Source organism: Amycolatopsis silviterrae, from assembly GCF_042684085.1.
Taxonomy (GTDB): Bacteria; Actinomycetota; Actinomycetes; order Mycobacteriales; family Pseudonocardiaceae; genus Amycolatopsis; species Amycolatopsis silviterrae.
Map to the genome: position 1 here is coordinate 52,896 of NZ_JBHUKS010000029.1, position 11,918 is coordinate 64,813.

An 11,918-nucleotide genomic window follows, 5' to 3' on the forward strand; every position below is an offset into this window, starting at 1 on the left:
ACTGTTACAGAGCTGTCAAACTCCGTGCGCAGTGCGCGCACACTGGGGTCCGAAAGTGGACGTCATGATCGAGTCGCTTCGCCGGCCCCGGGTCCTCGCGGCCGTCACCCGCATCCTGGCCGTGGCGCTGCTCCCGGCGGCGTTCCTGCGTTCGCCCGGCCGCAGCCGGTACCTGGCCTGCCAGTGGGCGCTGGCGATGCGGTACCCGGCCGAGGACCTGGCGGGGCTCAGCGAACCGGCCCGCGCGGCCTTCACCGCGGCACGGACCGAGGCGTTCTGGCGCGACGGGCAGCTCATCGGCCTCACCTCTGGCCACCGCGACGCGGCCGACCAGCACCGAATGTTCGCCGAGGAGGTGCACCGCACCGGCTCGGTCGCCGCGGCCCGGCGCCGGGTGCTGCCGCCGCACGAGTCGGCGCACGTCCGCGGCACGGCGATGGACGTGCGGCCGACCGAGGGCGCGGCGTGGCTGGAGCGGCACGGGGCGGAGTACCGGTTGTATCGGCGCTACGACAACGAGTGGTGGCATTTCGAGTACCACGCGGACACGGTGCCGCTGCGGCTGCCGGATCCGGCCGCGCTGCGGGTGTCGGGGATGGCCCGGGCGGCCAGCTAGGGCGATTTCCCCTGCGCGGCACGGGATTCCAGGTACCGCCGTTCCGGAACGCTGAGCGTTTTCACTGCCGCGGAACGGTAATAGACCCGTGCCTGCTCGGGTTCGCCCGCCAGATCGAGCAGGTGCGCGCGCACCACGTCGACCCGGTGGTGCCCGTCCAGCCCGGTGATCTCGTCCAGTTGCCGCAAGCCCTCGCGGGCGCCGTGGACCATGGCGACGGGGACGATCCGGTTCAGCGCAGCGACCGGACTCGGCGCGACGGCCAGCAGAAGGTCGTAGAGGGCGAGGACCTGCGGCCAGTCGGTGTCCTCGGCGCGGGCCGCCTCGTCGTGCACGGCGGCGATCGCGGCCTCGATCTGATACGGCCCGAGCCGGGCGGTGGACAGGGTTTTCCCGATCAGGCCGAGCCCTTCGGCGATCGCGGCGGAATCCCAGCGGGTGCGGTCCTGTTCGGCCAGCGGCACCGCGCTGCCGTCGGGCCGGGTCCGCGCGGGCCGGCGGGCGTCGGTGAGCAGCATGAGCGCGAGCAGCCCGGCCACCTCGCCGTCGCCGGGGACCTGCGCGTGCAGTTGCCGGGTGAGCCGGATGGCCTCGGCGGTGAGTTCGACCCGGTTGACCGCGGTCCCGGAGCTGGCGGTGTGCCCCTCGGTGAAAATCAGGTACAGCACCTGCAGCACCGCGGCCATCCGCTCGGCCCGGTCCTCCGGCGGCGGCATCCGGAACCGGGCGCCGGCCAACCGCTTCTTCGCCCGGTTGATCCGCTGGCTCACGGTTTTCTCCGGGACCAGGAACGCCCGGCCGATTTCCGCCGTGGTGAGCCCGCCGACCGCGCGCAGCGTCAACGCGAGCTGGGACGCTTTGCCGAGTTCCGGGTGACAGCACAGCATCAGCAGGATCAGGGTGTCGTCGCCGGCCGGCACCCGTTCCGGCTGCGGCACGGCCAGCGCCGCGGCCGTGTTTTCGCGCTGACGGCGGGCGGATTCGCTGCGTTCGATGTCGATGCGCCTGCGCGCGGCCGCGGTGATCAGCCAGTTCTTGGGGCTGTCCGGCATGCCCTGCTCCGGCCACTTCACCGCGGCGGCCAGCAGCGCTTCCTGCACCGCGTCCTCGCAGCGCGCGAAATCGCCGAACCGGCGGCAGACCGCGCTGAGCACCTGCGGCGCGAGGTCGCGCAGGAGCTGGTCGAGAGCGGCCGGGGGAGTCAGAGATCCAGCTCTTTCACGCTGCGGACCGGACGTACCTCGATCTTGCCGTACAGCGCGTCCGGCACCCGGGCCGCGTGCTCCAGCGCCCGTTCCATGCTCTCGCATTCGACCAGGTAGAAGCCGACCAGATGCTCCTTGACCTCGGCGAACGGCCCGTCGCTCGGCACCGCCTTGCCGTCCTGCACGGTGACGCACTTGGCGTCGGCGGGATCCGCCAGCCCGTCGCTCAGCACCAGTTCGCCGGACTCCTCGAGCGCCCGGTTGAGCGCGAGGTGCGCCCGGCCGAACTCGGCTTTCTTCTCGTCCGGCAGCTCTTCCCAGAGCGCGCGGAACCGCGGGTTGCTGTGGATCATGATCAGGTACCGCACGACGGCCCCCTTCGAAATTTTTCCCCGCCGGTGTCGCCTAGCGGATTTCGGCTCCGACGTCCCCCGTGCCCATGTCAGCTGAAGAAGGAGCATAGCCGTGCGCGAGATCGCGGCCGGACTGTCGGTTTCGCTGGACGGGGTGACCGAGTCGCCGCCGGACTGGACTGGAGCGGCTCGCCCCTGCCCGGCGGCGACCTGACGGCCGGACCGACCTCGAACTACCGCCCCAAGCGGGGCTGGCCATTCTCTGCCGAAGGAGCAAGACAATGTTCGACACCAGCAAAGCGTTCAGCGGATTCTCCGTGGACGACATCCCGGCCGCGCGGAAATTCTATGCCGGGACGCTCGGCATCGAGGTCAGCGAAAACTGGGGCATGCTGCGCCTGCACCTCGCCGAAGGACGGGAGGTGCTCGTCTATCCCAAGGGCGACAAGCATGTCCCCGCCGAGTACACCATTCTCAACTTCCCGGTGGACGACATCGACCAGGCAGTCGCCGATCTCGGCGCGGCAGGCGTTTCCTTCGAGCCGTTCGAGGGGGCAGACGAAAAGGGGGTCTTCCGGCTCGGCGGGCCGCTGATCGCGTGGTTCAAGGATCCGGCGGGGAATATTCTTTCGGTCCTTCAGGAGAACTGAACCGGTTGCCTGGGCCGTGTTCGGTACGGCCCGGGCAACCGATTCCGGGTCCGCAAGAAAGGAGATGCCGGAGAGCGCGCGCCGGTGGGAAGTTGGTGGGAGCCGACGGAAGGAAAGCCATGCCGGCGATGCCCCGAGTCCTGTCCGACTTTCTCCCCGATCCCGAAGACCTTCTTGCCGGACTGACCCCGGAGCAGTGGCGGCTGCCCGCGCCGAACGTGGCCGCGGTGCTCGCCGGATTCGCCGTCCGCAAACCGGGATTTCGGGTCCGCGGCCGGCTGCTGTCTGCTGACCGCGCGCCGCGGGCACCGGGACGGGCAGTTCCGGACGACCGGGGCGGACTGACATGACGACGGTTTCCGGCCCGGCCAGGACAAACTGGCGGGGAGTGCTCGCGCTGGCCGCGGCGGTGGTCGTGGCCGCCTCGGCGTGGGGGTTCTTCCGGGCGTTCGACATGTCCGGCATGGACTCGATGGATTCCATGGGCTCGATGGGGCACACGGGCTCGATGACCGACCGGCGGCTGCACGGCATGGCGCTGGCCGACATGCCGGAGATGTTCGTCGCCGGAGCGGCCTTGCTGCTCGCGCTCGTCGCCGCACTGGTCCTCGGCCGAAAACGGCCCAGTGCGGCCGCCTTGGCGCAGCCGACGGTCCGAGGACGGCGCATGATCGCGGCGGTCGCCACGGCCGCGCTGACGATCGACATCAGCAAAACCTCGACGCTGGGCTTCGTCATCCCGGGCCTGCGCACGGAATACGGCATCGACGCCTCGACCGCGTCGCTGCTGGCGGTGAGCGGGCTGTCCGGTACCGCGCTGGGCGCGCTGGCGTTCAGCCAGCTGGCCGAGCGCATCGGCCGCCGGGCCTGTTATCTGCTTGCCACGCTCGGGTTCACCGCGACCAGCATGTGCGGCACCATGCCGGACTTCGGCGGCAACGTGGTGATGTGCTTCCTGATGGGCATCGCGGTCGGCGGGCTGGCTCCGATGCTGATCACGGTGCTCAGCGACCTCTTCCCGGGGCGCGGCAGGGGAGCGGTGGTGACCGGCCTGTCGATCGTCGCGACCGCGATCGGCTACCTGGTCGCGTCCGGTTCGGCGCTGTGGCTGGAGCCGGTGTTCGGCTGGCGCGTGCTGTGGCTCATCGGCGCGCCGACCGGACTGCTGCTGGCGGCCGCCGCGGCGGTCATCCCGGATCGGCGCGGCGTCCCCGCGCAGCCCGCGCCGGAGACGCACTGGCTGGTCCGGAACACGCTCACCACGCGGCTGCAATGGGTGTTCGCCTTCGCGATCGGCTTGACCACCTTCGGCCTGACGACCTGGGTGCCGACGCTGTCCCGCGTCGGCGGGCTCTCGCTGACCACCGCGAACGCTCTGCTCACCGGGTCCGCGGTGGCGATGGTGCTGTGCGCGGGACTGCTGGTGCTCGCCTATCGCCGGTTCGGCCCGACCGGCGTCACGGTCCGGCTGGCGGTCTGCACCGCGGTCCTGCTGCTGGCGCTCGCGGTGTCCGGATGGGCGGTCGCCGCGCCGTGGCTGTCGGCCGCGGTGCTGACGGTCGCGTTGCTGGGCGTCAACACGATGGCCGCGGTGTTCCTCCCGGTCGCGGCCGACGTGACCGAGGACGGGAAGCGCGGACGGGTCGCCGGGTCGGTGTCGTTCTTCAACCGGCTGGGCGGACTGGCCGGGCCGCTGGTGCTGTCGCTGCTGGTGACGTCGGTGACGGAGGTGCTGTGGTCGGTCGCGATCCTCGCGCTGCTGTGCGGTTCGGTCGCGGCGTACACCAGCGGGCGGCAGCGGGTGCTGCAAAAATCCCGGGCCGGGCAGACCTGACCCTGGCCGGTGCCGTCCCCCATGGCCGGAACCGCCGGGCGTCGCGGGCAGGATCGCTGCCTGACCGCCTGTCGCCGGGCGTCGCCGCGGCGGTTCCGGCAGTAGTGTCGCGGGCATGAACGCGTTCCAGGTGTGCCTCTGGGTGTTCGCGGGCGTGTGCGCCGGCTGCTGGCTGCTGTCGGTGCTCACCAGGGAGTACTCCTGGGTGGACCGGATCTGGTCGGTGGTCCCGGTGGCCTACGCCGGGATCTTCGCCGGTCACGCCGGGTTCGCCGACGCTCGGCTGAACCTGCTGTTCGCGCTGGTCTTCCTGTGGGGTGCGCGGCTGACGTTCAACTACGGCCGCAAGGGCGGCTACGCGCCCGGCGGCGAGGACTACCGCTGGGCGGTGCTGCGCGGCCGGATGGCCCCGTGGCAGTTCCAGCTGTTCAACCTCTTCTTCATCACGCTCTACCAGAACGCGATCCTGCTGCTCATCACGTTGCCCGCGTGGACCGCGCTCGACCATCGGACCCCGCTGGGCGCCGCCGACATCGTGCTCGCGGTCGTGTTCGTGGCCTTCCTCGCCGGCGAAACGCTCGCCGATCAGCAGCAGTGGAACTTCCACCAGCGCAAGAAGCGCGAGACCGCCGCCGGGCGCACCCCCGACCCGCGCTTCGCGCAGACCGGGCTCTTCCGGTTTTCCCGGCACCCCAACTTCTTCTTCGAACAAGCGCAGTGGTGGGTGGTGTTCCTGTTCGGCGTCTCCGCGGCGGGCGCTGTCACCTGGACGGTCGCCGGCGCGGTCCTGCTGACGCTGCTGTTCGTCGGCTCCACGATCTTCACCGAGAGCATCACCCTCGGCCGCTACCCGGAATACGCGGACTACCAGCGGCGCGTTTCGCCGATCGTGCCGTGGTTCCCGCGCCGTCGCGCGGCGGCGTCCACTTCGGACGGTACGTGACCGCAGTCACGTTAATGCCGTGAACCACCTCAGTGTCCGGTGAGTCGGAAGGGATACCGTACGCCCGGTACGGTCACGGTTCACGCGACTGGGGGTAGTTCCATGATCGGTTTCGAGACCGACCTCGACGACCTGCGCAAGGCGAGCGGGTTCGTCGCGGCCGCCGGGGACGCGGCGGAGACCGCGCGCGGCGGAGTGCGGCGGCTCGACCTGCCCGACGCGGTCAGCCCGGCCGCCATCGTCGGCTCGATCAACCCGTTCGGCGGCGGCCCGACCACCGCGTTCGGCGGCTCGCTCGGCATGCCCAAGGTCGCGGCGGCGTACGAAAACCACCGCGCGAAGGTGGAAGAAGCGCTCGCGAAGCTGGCCTACACCACGCACCAGACGAGCGAAGCGCTCAAGCGCGTGGCCGAGCTGTACGAGGCGTCGGACGCCGACGCGCAGTCCGCGGTGCGGGGCGCGGGCGGAGAGGTGCGCTGACGTGAGCGAGCAGGAGGATTACTTCGGGCTCAGCGGCGGCGGGGAAGGCCGTCCGCGGGCGGAGCTGCTCGAAGGCATCAGCGAAGATCTGCACAAGGGTGCCAACGACGCGCTCGACGGGCTGGAATTCCTGCGCTACGCGGAGTTTTTCAGCTTCGCCATGACGGAGGAGCTGTACGCCGCATACCAGGACAAGGTCACCGAGGTCTTCCGGGAGTTCTCCGAAGCCGACCTCAAGGACACCGGCGGCGGCCTGCAGGCGATGATCAACTCGTACGAGCCGGTGTGGAAGAACCTCAGCCGCGGGTCGCTCACCGAACTGCGCCGGGCGAAAGAACTGCTGGGCTCGTGGCGCGGCAACGCGGCCGAGGACGTGAAGACCTATCTCGACCGGCTGTCGGAGGCCTACGAGGCGCTCGCCGCCGAGATCACCGTCGTGGAGAGCGATCTCGTCGCCAGCCGCGACGGCGTGTGGGCCGCGCGGGACGACCTCGGCTCGCTCGCGCTGACGTTCCGGGAAACCGCGGAGAAGTACCAGAAGGCGAAGGCCAAGGAGGGCGAGATCTCCTGGTCGAAGGTCGCGGCGGTCGCGTTCACCGGCGCGCTGGTCGGGATGCTCGCCGTGGTCGCCACCCCGGCCGGAGCCGCGGCTGTCGGGGGCGAGCTGACGATGAGCGCGGTCGGCGCGCAGGCCGCGGTCGCGGGCGCGGGAGCCGGGCTCACCGAGGTGACGGCGCAGGCGTCGGCGAAGGTCGAGGGCGACAACGCGCACGACATCTTCGAGAGCTTCATCAGCGGCGTCGACAAAATCCGCTCGCACATGCAGGAGTCGGCGGGGCGGCTCGCGGACAAGATCCACGAGAAGTCGGTCAACCTGCCGCCGGTTCCGAACCCGCCCGACGTGAGCCCCGGCGACACGTTCGACCCGTCCAGCTTCGAGACCTCGAACACCTCGAAGGGCACCGAGAAGCGGGTCCGGGACAAGGGCGTCGACATCGCGCCGGACGGTTCGGTGTCGCAGCCGATGTCTCCGTCCACGCTGGACTGACGTGGCCGGTCCGGAAGAACTGCTCCAGGCGTTGTCCGCGTTGTCGGTCGAGGCGGTCTCGCCCGGCGACGCGGTCACCGCCACGGTCAACACCGACGGTGTCCTCACTGGACTGAAACTGTCCGCCGCGGTGCGGAATCTGCCGCCGGACGAGCTGGCCGCGCTGGTGCTGCGCACGTACGCCGAAGCACAGCGGGAATCGGCGAACCGGACGGCCGCGCTGCTCGCGCCGCTCGGCACCCGCGGATACGTGATGGACCGGCTGAAGTGGCGGGCCGGTTTCGCTCCGGAACCACCCGCCGCTCCCCGGCGACCCGCTCGACCCGTGGACCCAGAGCCGCCGAAACCCGTTGCCGCGCAGTCGAAACCGGCCGCTCCGGTCGTGCCGGTCGTCTCGGGGGAGGGCGACTACCTGCGCAACCGCTCCGCCGACCCCGAGCACCCGGCGGAACCGGACCGCCCGGTGAGCGACGAGGACTGGTACGAGGCGGGCGTCCGGTTCGACGAGGCCTGGTAGCCGCTCAGCCGAGCGCGCCCTCGTCGCCGAGCAGCTTGCGCAGCCCGGGCAGCACGGCGGAAAGGTCTTTGCCGGTACGGAAAGCGACGACCGTCGTCTCCGTCTCGCCGGTGCTGCCGAACAACGCGACGGTGTCGGCCATCGCGGAGTCGAACGCCGCTTCCGGGTCCGCCGCCTGCCCGCGCAGCCAGCGGCGCAGCACGTGGTTGTGCGCGGTCACCACGGCCGCCGCCATGAGTTCGGCGCGCAGCGCGGTCTCCTCGCCGCCGCCCATCCAGCGGTGGACGAATTCCTGGAACAGCCGCTGGTACTGGCGCGTGCCGGCGATTTCCCGCGCCCGCAGCGCCGGCACGCTGCGGGTGAGCCGGTAGCGCGCCAGCGCCAGGTCGCCCTCCGCGACGTAATGCCGCAGCACCAGCCGCGCGGCCTCGGTGACCGCGACGAGCGCGGTGCGCGGGTCGGAACCGGCCAGCCGGGCCTCGATCGCGCTCAGCAGCACCTCGTGGTCCGGGAAGATGACGTCCTCTTTGGACCGGAACGCGCGGAAGAACGTGCTGCGCCCGACGCGGGCGCGCTCGGTGATGTCGTCCACCGTCGTCTGGTCGTAGCCGCGCTCCTCGAACAGCGCGAACGCGGCCTCGGTCAGCCGTTGCTTGGCCGGTTTCTCGGGCATCGGGCTCACCTTTCGCACGCACGCTGCGGCCAGCCTAATCGCCTCCCGGCGCGCGGGTGCGGGGTGAGGTGGGCCACCCCGCTCTCGCCTACTCGCCGGTACTGAGTACCGTCATCATGAAACCAAGTACCGGAGGATGGGGTGAGGCACGTGGAGCGAGTCGGCGTGGTCGGCTGCGGCCAGATGGGTGCGGGGATCGCCGAGGTGTGCGCCCGGGCCGGACTGGACGTCGTGGCGGTCGAATCGAACCGGGCTGCCGCTGACGCGGGCCGCGCGCGGCTCGAGGCGTCGCTGGGCCGGGCCGAGCGCAAGGGGAAGATCGAATCCGCCGCCGACGTGCTGGAACGGATCCGGATCACCGAAGACCTGGACTCCCTCGCCGACCGCACGCTGGTGATCGAGGCGATCGTCGAGAACGAGGCGGTCAAGGCGGAGCTGTTCGGGAAACTGGACAAGATCGTCACCGCGCCGGACGCGGTGCTGGCCTCCAACACGTCCTCGATCCCGATCATGAAACTCGGCACCGCGACGCAGCGCCCGGCGCAGGTGCTCGGCATCCACTTCTTCAACCCGGTCCCGGTGCTGCCGCTGGTGGAACTGGTCCCGAGCCTGCTGACCGGCGACGAGACCACCGGCCGCGCCCGCAAGTTCGCCGAGGAAACGCTCGGCAAGCACGCCATCCTGTGCCAGGACCGGGCCGGTTTCGTCGTGAACGCGCTGCTGATCCCGTTCATCCTCGCCGCAGTGCGCATGCTGGAGTCGGGCTTCGCCACGAAGGAAGCGATCGACGAGGGCCTGGTCCGAGGCGCCGCGCACCCGCAGGGCCCGCTCGCACTGGCCGACCTGATCGGCCTCGACACCACGAAGGCCGTCGCGGAATCCCTGTACGAGGAATTCAAGGAGCCGCTGTACGCCCCGCCGCCGCTGCTGGCCCGCATGGTCGACGCCGGCCTGCTGGGCCGCAAAACCGGCCGCGGCTTCTACACCTACTAGGAGATCTCCATGAGCTTCGACCTGTTCAAAATCAACGAAGACCACGAAGCGATCCGCGAGGCAGTCCGCGCGGTCGCCGAAGAACAAATCGCTCCGCACGCCGCCGAGGCCGACGAACGCGAAGAATTCCCCAAAGCGTCCTACGACGCCCTGGTCGCGTCAGACTTCCACGCCCCGCATGTCCCGGAACAGTACGGCGGCGCCGGAGCCGACGCACTGGCCACCTGCATCGTGATCGAAGAAGTAGCGCGCGTGTGCGCCTCGTCCTCGCTCATCCCCGCCGTGAACAAACTCGGCAGCCTGCCCCTGATCCTGGCCGCCAACGAGGACCTGAAGGCGAAATACCTGCCCCCGCTGGCTTCCGGCGCCGCAGGATTCTCCTATGGACTGTCCGAACGCGACGCAGGCTCGGACACCGCCTCGATGCGCTGCCGCGCCACCCCTTCCGGCGACGACTGGATCCTCAATGGACAGAAGTCGTGGATCACGAACGCCGGCGTGTCGGAGTACTACACCGTCCTGGCAGTCACCGACCCCGACGGCCGCCGCGGCGCCAACGTCAGCGCTTTCGTGGTCGAGAAGTCCGACCCGGGCTTCTCCTTCGGTGCCAAGGAAAAGAAACTGGGCGTCAAAGGCTCGCCGACGCGTGAACTGCTTTTCGACCAGGTCCACATCCCCGGCGACCGAATGGTCGGCGAGCCGGGCGAGGGCCTGAAAATCGCCCTTCGCACACTGGATCACACCCGCGTGACGATCGCGGCGCAAGCGGTCGGTATCGCGCAGGGCGCGCTGGACCACGCACTGGCGTATGTCAAGGAACGCAAGCAGTTCGGCAAGCACATCGCCGATTTCCAGGGCATCCAGTTCATGCTGGCGGACATGGCGATGGCGGTGGAAACGGCGCGTCAGATGGTGTACACGGCCGCCGCGAAGTCCGAGCGGGGCGATGCCGATTTGTCGTTCTTCGGCGCTGCGGCGAAGTGCCACGCGTCGGATGTGGCGATGAGCGTGACGACGGACGCGGTCCAGCTGCTGGGCGGTTACGGGTACACGCGGGACTTCCCGTTGGAACGGATGATGCGGGACGCTAAGATCACCCAGATTTATGAGGGCACGAACCAGATCCAGCGCCTGGTGATGGCTCGGCAGCTGCTGAAGGGCTGAGGTTTCAGAGGTCGTTGCGGAGCCCCGCTGCCCAGAGTGGGTGGCGGGGCTGACAGCTACGCTGGCGAGACTTCCTGCAGAGAGCGAAACCGGCCTAACCGTTCTGAGGTCGCTGTTCACCCAGCGCCACCCTCCGCCAACCCGCTGCGGTTCGCCCTGCCTGGCCGAGTGCGCAGCGGGGTGACTTTGCTTGGTTCCGTCACCCCGCTGTGAGCAGTTGGTTACAGTAGCTCCCACAGGGGCCTCGGGACTGGTTGCCCTGGACGAGAGGTGGCGTGCGGTGCGGGGAGGGCGGGCATGGCTGAGAGCGACCCGGGGAAAGCGATAGAAACGGCGGGGTGGCTTTACCAGGCTGCCGATTACCGTCGTGGGCGCGGCGATGAACGTGGCCAAGGGAGTGTCAGACGCGGCTGCCGTGGCATCTGCCACGAAGGCGGGAGCCGGCTTCACCCTGAGCCAGGATGAAGCGCGTTCGCTGCTCGAGCGGGCGCGGCGGCTCCGGGACAACGCGGGAAAGATGCAGGCGAGTGCGGAAGCTTTGACCAGGCTCACTCCGCCGGCGGCTGACCCTGGCAGCGTCGGGTTCAACCAGCAGGCGGTCAATGCGTTCGAGGCGGGCAAGAGCGCGAACGAGAACTTGCATCGGTACATGACGGAGCTGATCAGCCGCCTGGAAAAGGCGTTGGGCATTGTCGGTGACTCGGACAGCCAGGCTGCGGCGGACGTCAAAACAGCAGGCAAGAGCGAACAGAGCGGGGGACTCGCGGTATGAGGGCTCGAGTTTTTCCTTGGGCAGCTGGTGCGGGGGCGGCAATCGCACTGGTTTCGGCGTGTTCCGGCGGTTCGGTACCGAACCCGGCGTCTTCCTCCGCTGCTGCTCCTTCTTCGCCGTCGGCGACGGGGAAGACACTGCCGTATGCAGGGGCGCCCAAGGTCGAGAGCCCGCTCCCTGATTCGGTGTTGTCGAGCCATCCGTGTGACGGTGGGCTTACGCCGGATCAGGTAGGCCGGATTCTGAGTCAGAAACCGCAGGGCGAGCATGGCGATGAGGCTGCTCTTGGCGCGCAGTGCCACTGGACCAACAGCGATGCTGGCGCGATCGTGAGTGTTCTGTACAGCACGAAGACCGCTGACGGATTGAGCGAGGTCTATGCGAACACGAAACCTAAGTCCACGGTTTGGCGACCGCTTCCTCCAGTGCAAGGATTTCCCGCGGTTGCTCATTCGACCTACAGCGCTGGCGGGTCGAAATCATTTTGCCAGGTGAGTGTCGGCGTCAGCGACCAGCACACCGTCGACGTGTCGATCACACTCGGCCAGGCAAAGGTCGGCAAGGCAGATCCGTGCGATGTCACTGCTCAAGTCGCGGACATGGTTATCGCCAATCTGAAGAAGAAGGCGGGTTCGTGACCGATGAGCCGCGCGGAGATCACGTAGCCTTG

15 protein-coding genes are annotated in these 11,918 nt (G+C 69.4%); 12 read left to right on the forward strand and 3 right to left on the reverse strand.

Annotated elements, in window-relative coordinates; genetic code table 11:
• Nucleotides 1-64: 64 nt before the first annotated feature.
• A complete protein-coding gene (locus tag ACFSVL_RS37015) occupies nucleotides 65-616 on the forward strand; it encodes a D-alanyl-D-alanine carboxypeptidase family protein (protein WP_378311219.1) in 552 nt (183 codons plus the stop codon).
• Here the strand turns inward: ACFSVL_RS37015 and ACFSVL_RS37020 are convergent.
• Nucleotides 613-1,821: an RNA polymerase sigma factor gene (locus tag ACFSVL_RS37020; RefSeq protein WP_378311305.1), complete on the reverse strand. Its 1,209-nt coding sequence runs from the start codon at nucleotides 1,819-1,821 to the stop codon at nucleotides 613-615. The genes ACFSVL_RS37015 and ACFSVL_RS37020 overlap by 4 nt on opposite strands.
• Nucleotides 1,818-2,189 carry a YciI family protein gene (locus tag ACFSVL_RS37025; RefSeq protein WP_378311221.1) on the reverse strand — a complete coding sequence of 124 codons (372 nt, stop codon included), beginning with the start codon at nucleotides 2,187-2,189 and terminating at the stop codon, nucleotides 1,818-1,820. Before ACFSVL_RS37025 ends, ACFSVL_RS37020 begins: the two co-directional genes overlap by 4 nt.
• 266 nt (nucleotides 2,190-2,455) lie before the next feature.
• On the opposite strand from ACFSVL_RS37025, the gene ACFSVL_RS37030 reads away from it, so the two are divergent.
• The 7 genes from ACFSVL_RS37030 to ACFSVL_RS37060 all read left to right on the forward strand — a co-directional run bounded on the left by ACFSVL_RS37030 (nucleotide 2,456) and on the right by ACFSVL_RS37060 (nucleotide 7,646).
• Nucleotides 2,456-2,824 (forward strand): VOC family protein, encoded by a 369-nt coding sequence (locus tag ACFSVL_RS37030; RefSeq protein WP_378311223.1) that lies wholly within the window; start codon nucleotides 2,456-2,458, stop codon nucleotides 2,822-2,824.
• A 119-nt stretch (nucleotides 2,825-2,943) separates the two neighbouring features.
• Nucleotides 2,944-3,174 carry a hypothetical protein gene (locus ACFSVL_RS37035; RefSeq protein WP_378311225.1) on the forward strand — a complete coding sequence of 77 codons (231 nt, stop codon included), beginning with the start codon at nucleotides 2,944-2,946 and terminating at the stop codon, nucleotides 3,172-3,174.
• Nucleotides 3,171-4,658 carry an MFS transporter gene (locus ACFSVL_RS37040; RefSeq protein ID WP_378311226.1) on the forward strand — a complete coding sequence of 496 codons (1,488 nt, stop codon included), beginning with the start codon at nucleotides 3,171-3,173 and terminating at the stop codon, nucleotides 4,656-4,658. The genes ACFSVL_RS37035 and ACFSVL_RS37040 overlap by 4 nt, the downstream gene beginning before the upstream one ends.
• A gap of 115 nt (nucleotides 4,659-4,773) precedes the next feature.
• Nucleotides 4,774-5,601: a DUF1295 domain-containing protein gene (locus ACFSVL_RS37045; protein ID WP_378311227.1), complete on the forward strand. Its 828-nt coding sequence runs from the start codon at nucleotides 4,774-4,776 to the stop codon at nucleotides 5,599-5,601.
• 102 nt (nucleotides 5,602-5,703) lie between these two features.
• On the forward strand, nucleotides 5,704-6,081 hold the full coding sequence (locus ACFSVL_RS37050; RefSeq protein ID WP_378311229.1) for a hypothetical protein: 378 nt from the start codon (nucleotides 5,704-5,706) through the stop codon (nucleotides 6,079-6,081).
• Between the two features lies 1 nt (nucleotide 6,082).
• The gene (locus tag ACFSVL_RS37055) at nucleotides 6,083-7,129 is read left to right on the forward strand and encodes a hypothetical protein (protein WP_378311231.1); all 1,047 of its coding nucleotides are present in this window, start codon (nucleotides 6,083-6,085) and stop codon (nucleotides 7,127-7,129) included.
• A 1-nt stretch (nucleotide 7,130) separates the two neighbouring features.
• On the forward strand, nucleotides 7,131-7,646 hold the full coding sequence (locus ACFSVL_RS37060) for a YbaB/EbfC family nucleoid-associated protein (protein ID WP_378311233.1): 516 nt from the start codon (nucleotides 7,131-7,133) through the stop codon (nucleotides 7,644-7,646).
• 4 nt (nucleotides 7,647-7,650) lie between these two features.
• Here the strand turns inward: ACFSVL_RS37060 and ACFSVL_RS37065 are convergent, their stop codons facing one another.
• Complete coding sequence (locus tag ACFSVL_RS37065) at nucleotides 7,651-8,319, reverse strand: TetR/AcrR family transcriptional regulator (protein WP_378311235.1); 669 nt, start codon at nucleotides 8,317-8,319, stop codon at nucleotides 7,651-7,653.
• A gap of 141 nt (nucleotides 8,320-8,460) precedes the next feature.
• On the opposite strand from ACFSVL_RS37065, the gene ACFSVL_RS37070 reads away from it, so the two are divergent.
• The 4 genes from ACFSVL_RS37070 to ACFSVL_RS37085 all read left to right on the forward strand — a co-directional run bounded on the left by ACFSVL_RS37070 (nucleotide 8,461) and on the right by ACFSVL_RS37085 (nucleotide 11,886).
• Nucleotides 8,461-9,312: a 3-hydroxybutyryl-CoA dehydrogenase gene (locus tag ACFSVL_RS37070; protein ID WP_378311237.1), complete on the forward strand. Its 852-nt coding sequence runs from the start codon at nucleotides 8,461-8,463 to the stop codon at nucleotides 9,310-9,312.
• A gap of 9 nt (nucleotides 9,313-9,321) precedes the next feature.
• Entirely contained in the window at nucleotides 9,322-10,476 is a 1,155-nt protein-coding gene (locus tag ACFSVL_RS37075; RefSeq protein ID WP_378311239.1) for an acyl-CoA dehydrogenase family protein, read from the forward strand.
• A gap of 379 nt (nucleotides 10,477-10,855) precedes the next feature.
• Nucleotides 10,856-11,248, forward strand: a complete 393-nt coding sequence (locus ACFSVL_RS37080) for a hypothetical protein (protein WP_378311240.1) — start codon at nucleotides 10,856-10,858, stop codon at nucleotides 11,246-11,248.
• Nucleotides 11,245-11,886: a DUF3558 domain-containing protein gene (locus ACFSVL_RS37085; protein WP_378311242.1), complete on the forward strand. Its 642-nt coding sequence runs from the start codon at nucleotides 11,245-11,247 to the stop codon at nucleotides 11,884-11,886. Before ACFSVL_RS37080 ends, ACFSVL_RS37085 begins: the two co-directional genes overlap by 4 nt.
• Nucleotides 11,887-11,918 lie beyond the last annotated feature (32 nt).

Bases quoted from the DNA above. Each gene is read 5' to 3' on its own strand.
- ACFSVL_RS37015 (WP_378311219.1), top strand. From the start codon at position 65: ATGATCGAGTCGCTTCGCCGGCCCCGGGTCCTCGCGGCCGTCACCCGC.
- ACFSVL_RS37030 (WP_378311223.1), top strand. From the start codon at position 2,456: ATGTTCGACACCAGCAAAGCGTTCAGCGGATTCTCCGTGGACGACATC.
- ACFSVL_RS37035 (WP_378311225.1), top strand. From the start codon at position 2,944: ATGCCGGCGATGCCCCGAGTCCTGTCCGACTTTCTCCCCGATCCCGAA.
- ACFSVL_RS37040 (WP_378311226.1), top strand. From the start codon at position 3,171: ATGACGACGGTTTCCGGCCCGGCCAGGACAAACTGGCGGGGAGTGCTC.
- ACFSVL_RS37045 (WP_378311227.1), top strand. From the start codon at position 4,774: ATGAACGCGTTCCAGGTGTGCCTCTGGGTGTTCGCGGGCGTGTGCGCC.
- ACFSVL_RS37050 (WP_378311229.1), top strand. From the start codon at position 5,704: ATGATCGGTTTCGAGACCGACCTCGACGACCTGCGCAAGGCGAGCGGG.
- ACFSVL_RS37065 (WP_378311235.1), bottom strand. From the start codon at position 8,319: ATGCCCGAGAAACCGGCCAAGCAACGGCTGACCGAGGCCGCGTTCGCG.
- ACFSVL_RS37075 (WP_378311239.1), top strand. From the start codon at position 9,322: ATGAGCTTCGACCTGTTCAAAATCAACGAAGACCACGAAGCGATCCGC.
- ACFSVL_RS37080 (WP_378311240.1), top strand. From the start codon at position 10,856: ATGAACGTGGCCAAGGGAGTGTCAGACGCGGCTGCCGTGGCATCTGCC.
- ACFSVL_RS37085 (WP_378311242.1), top strand. From the start codon at position 11,245: ATGAGGGCTCGAGTTTTTCCTTGGGCAGCTGGTGCGGGGGCGGCAATC.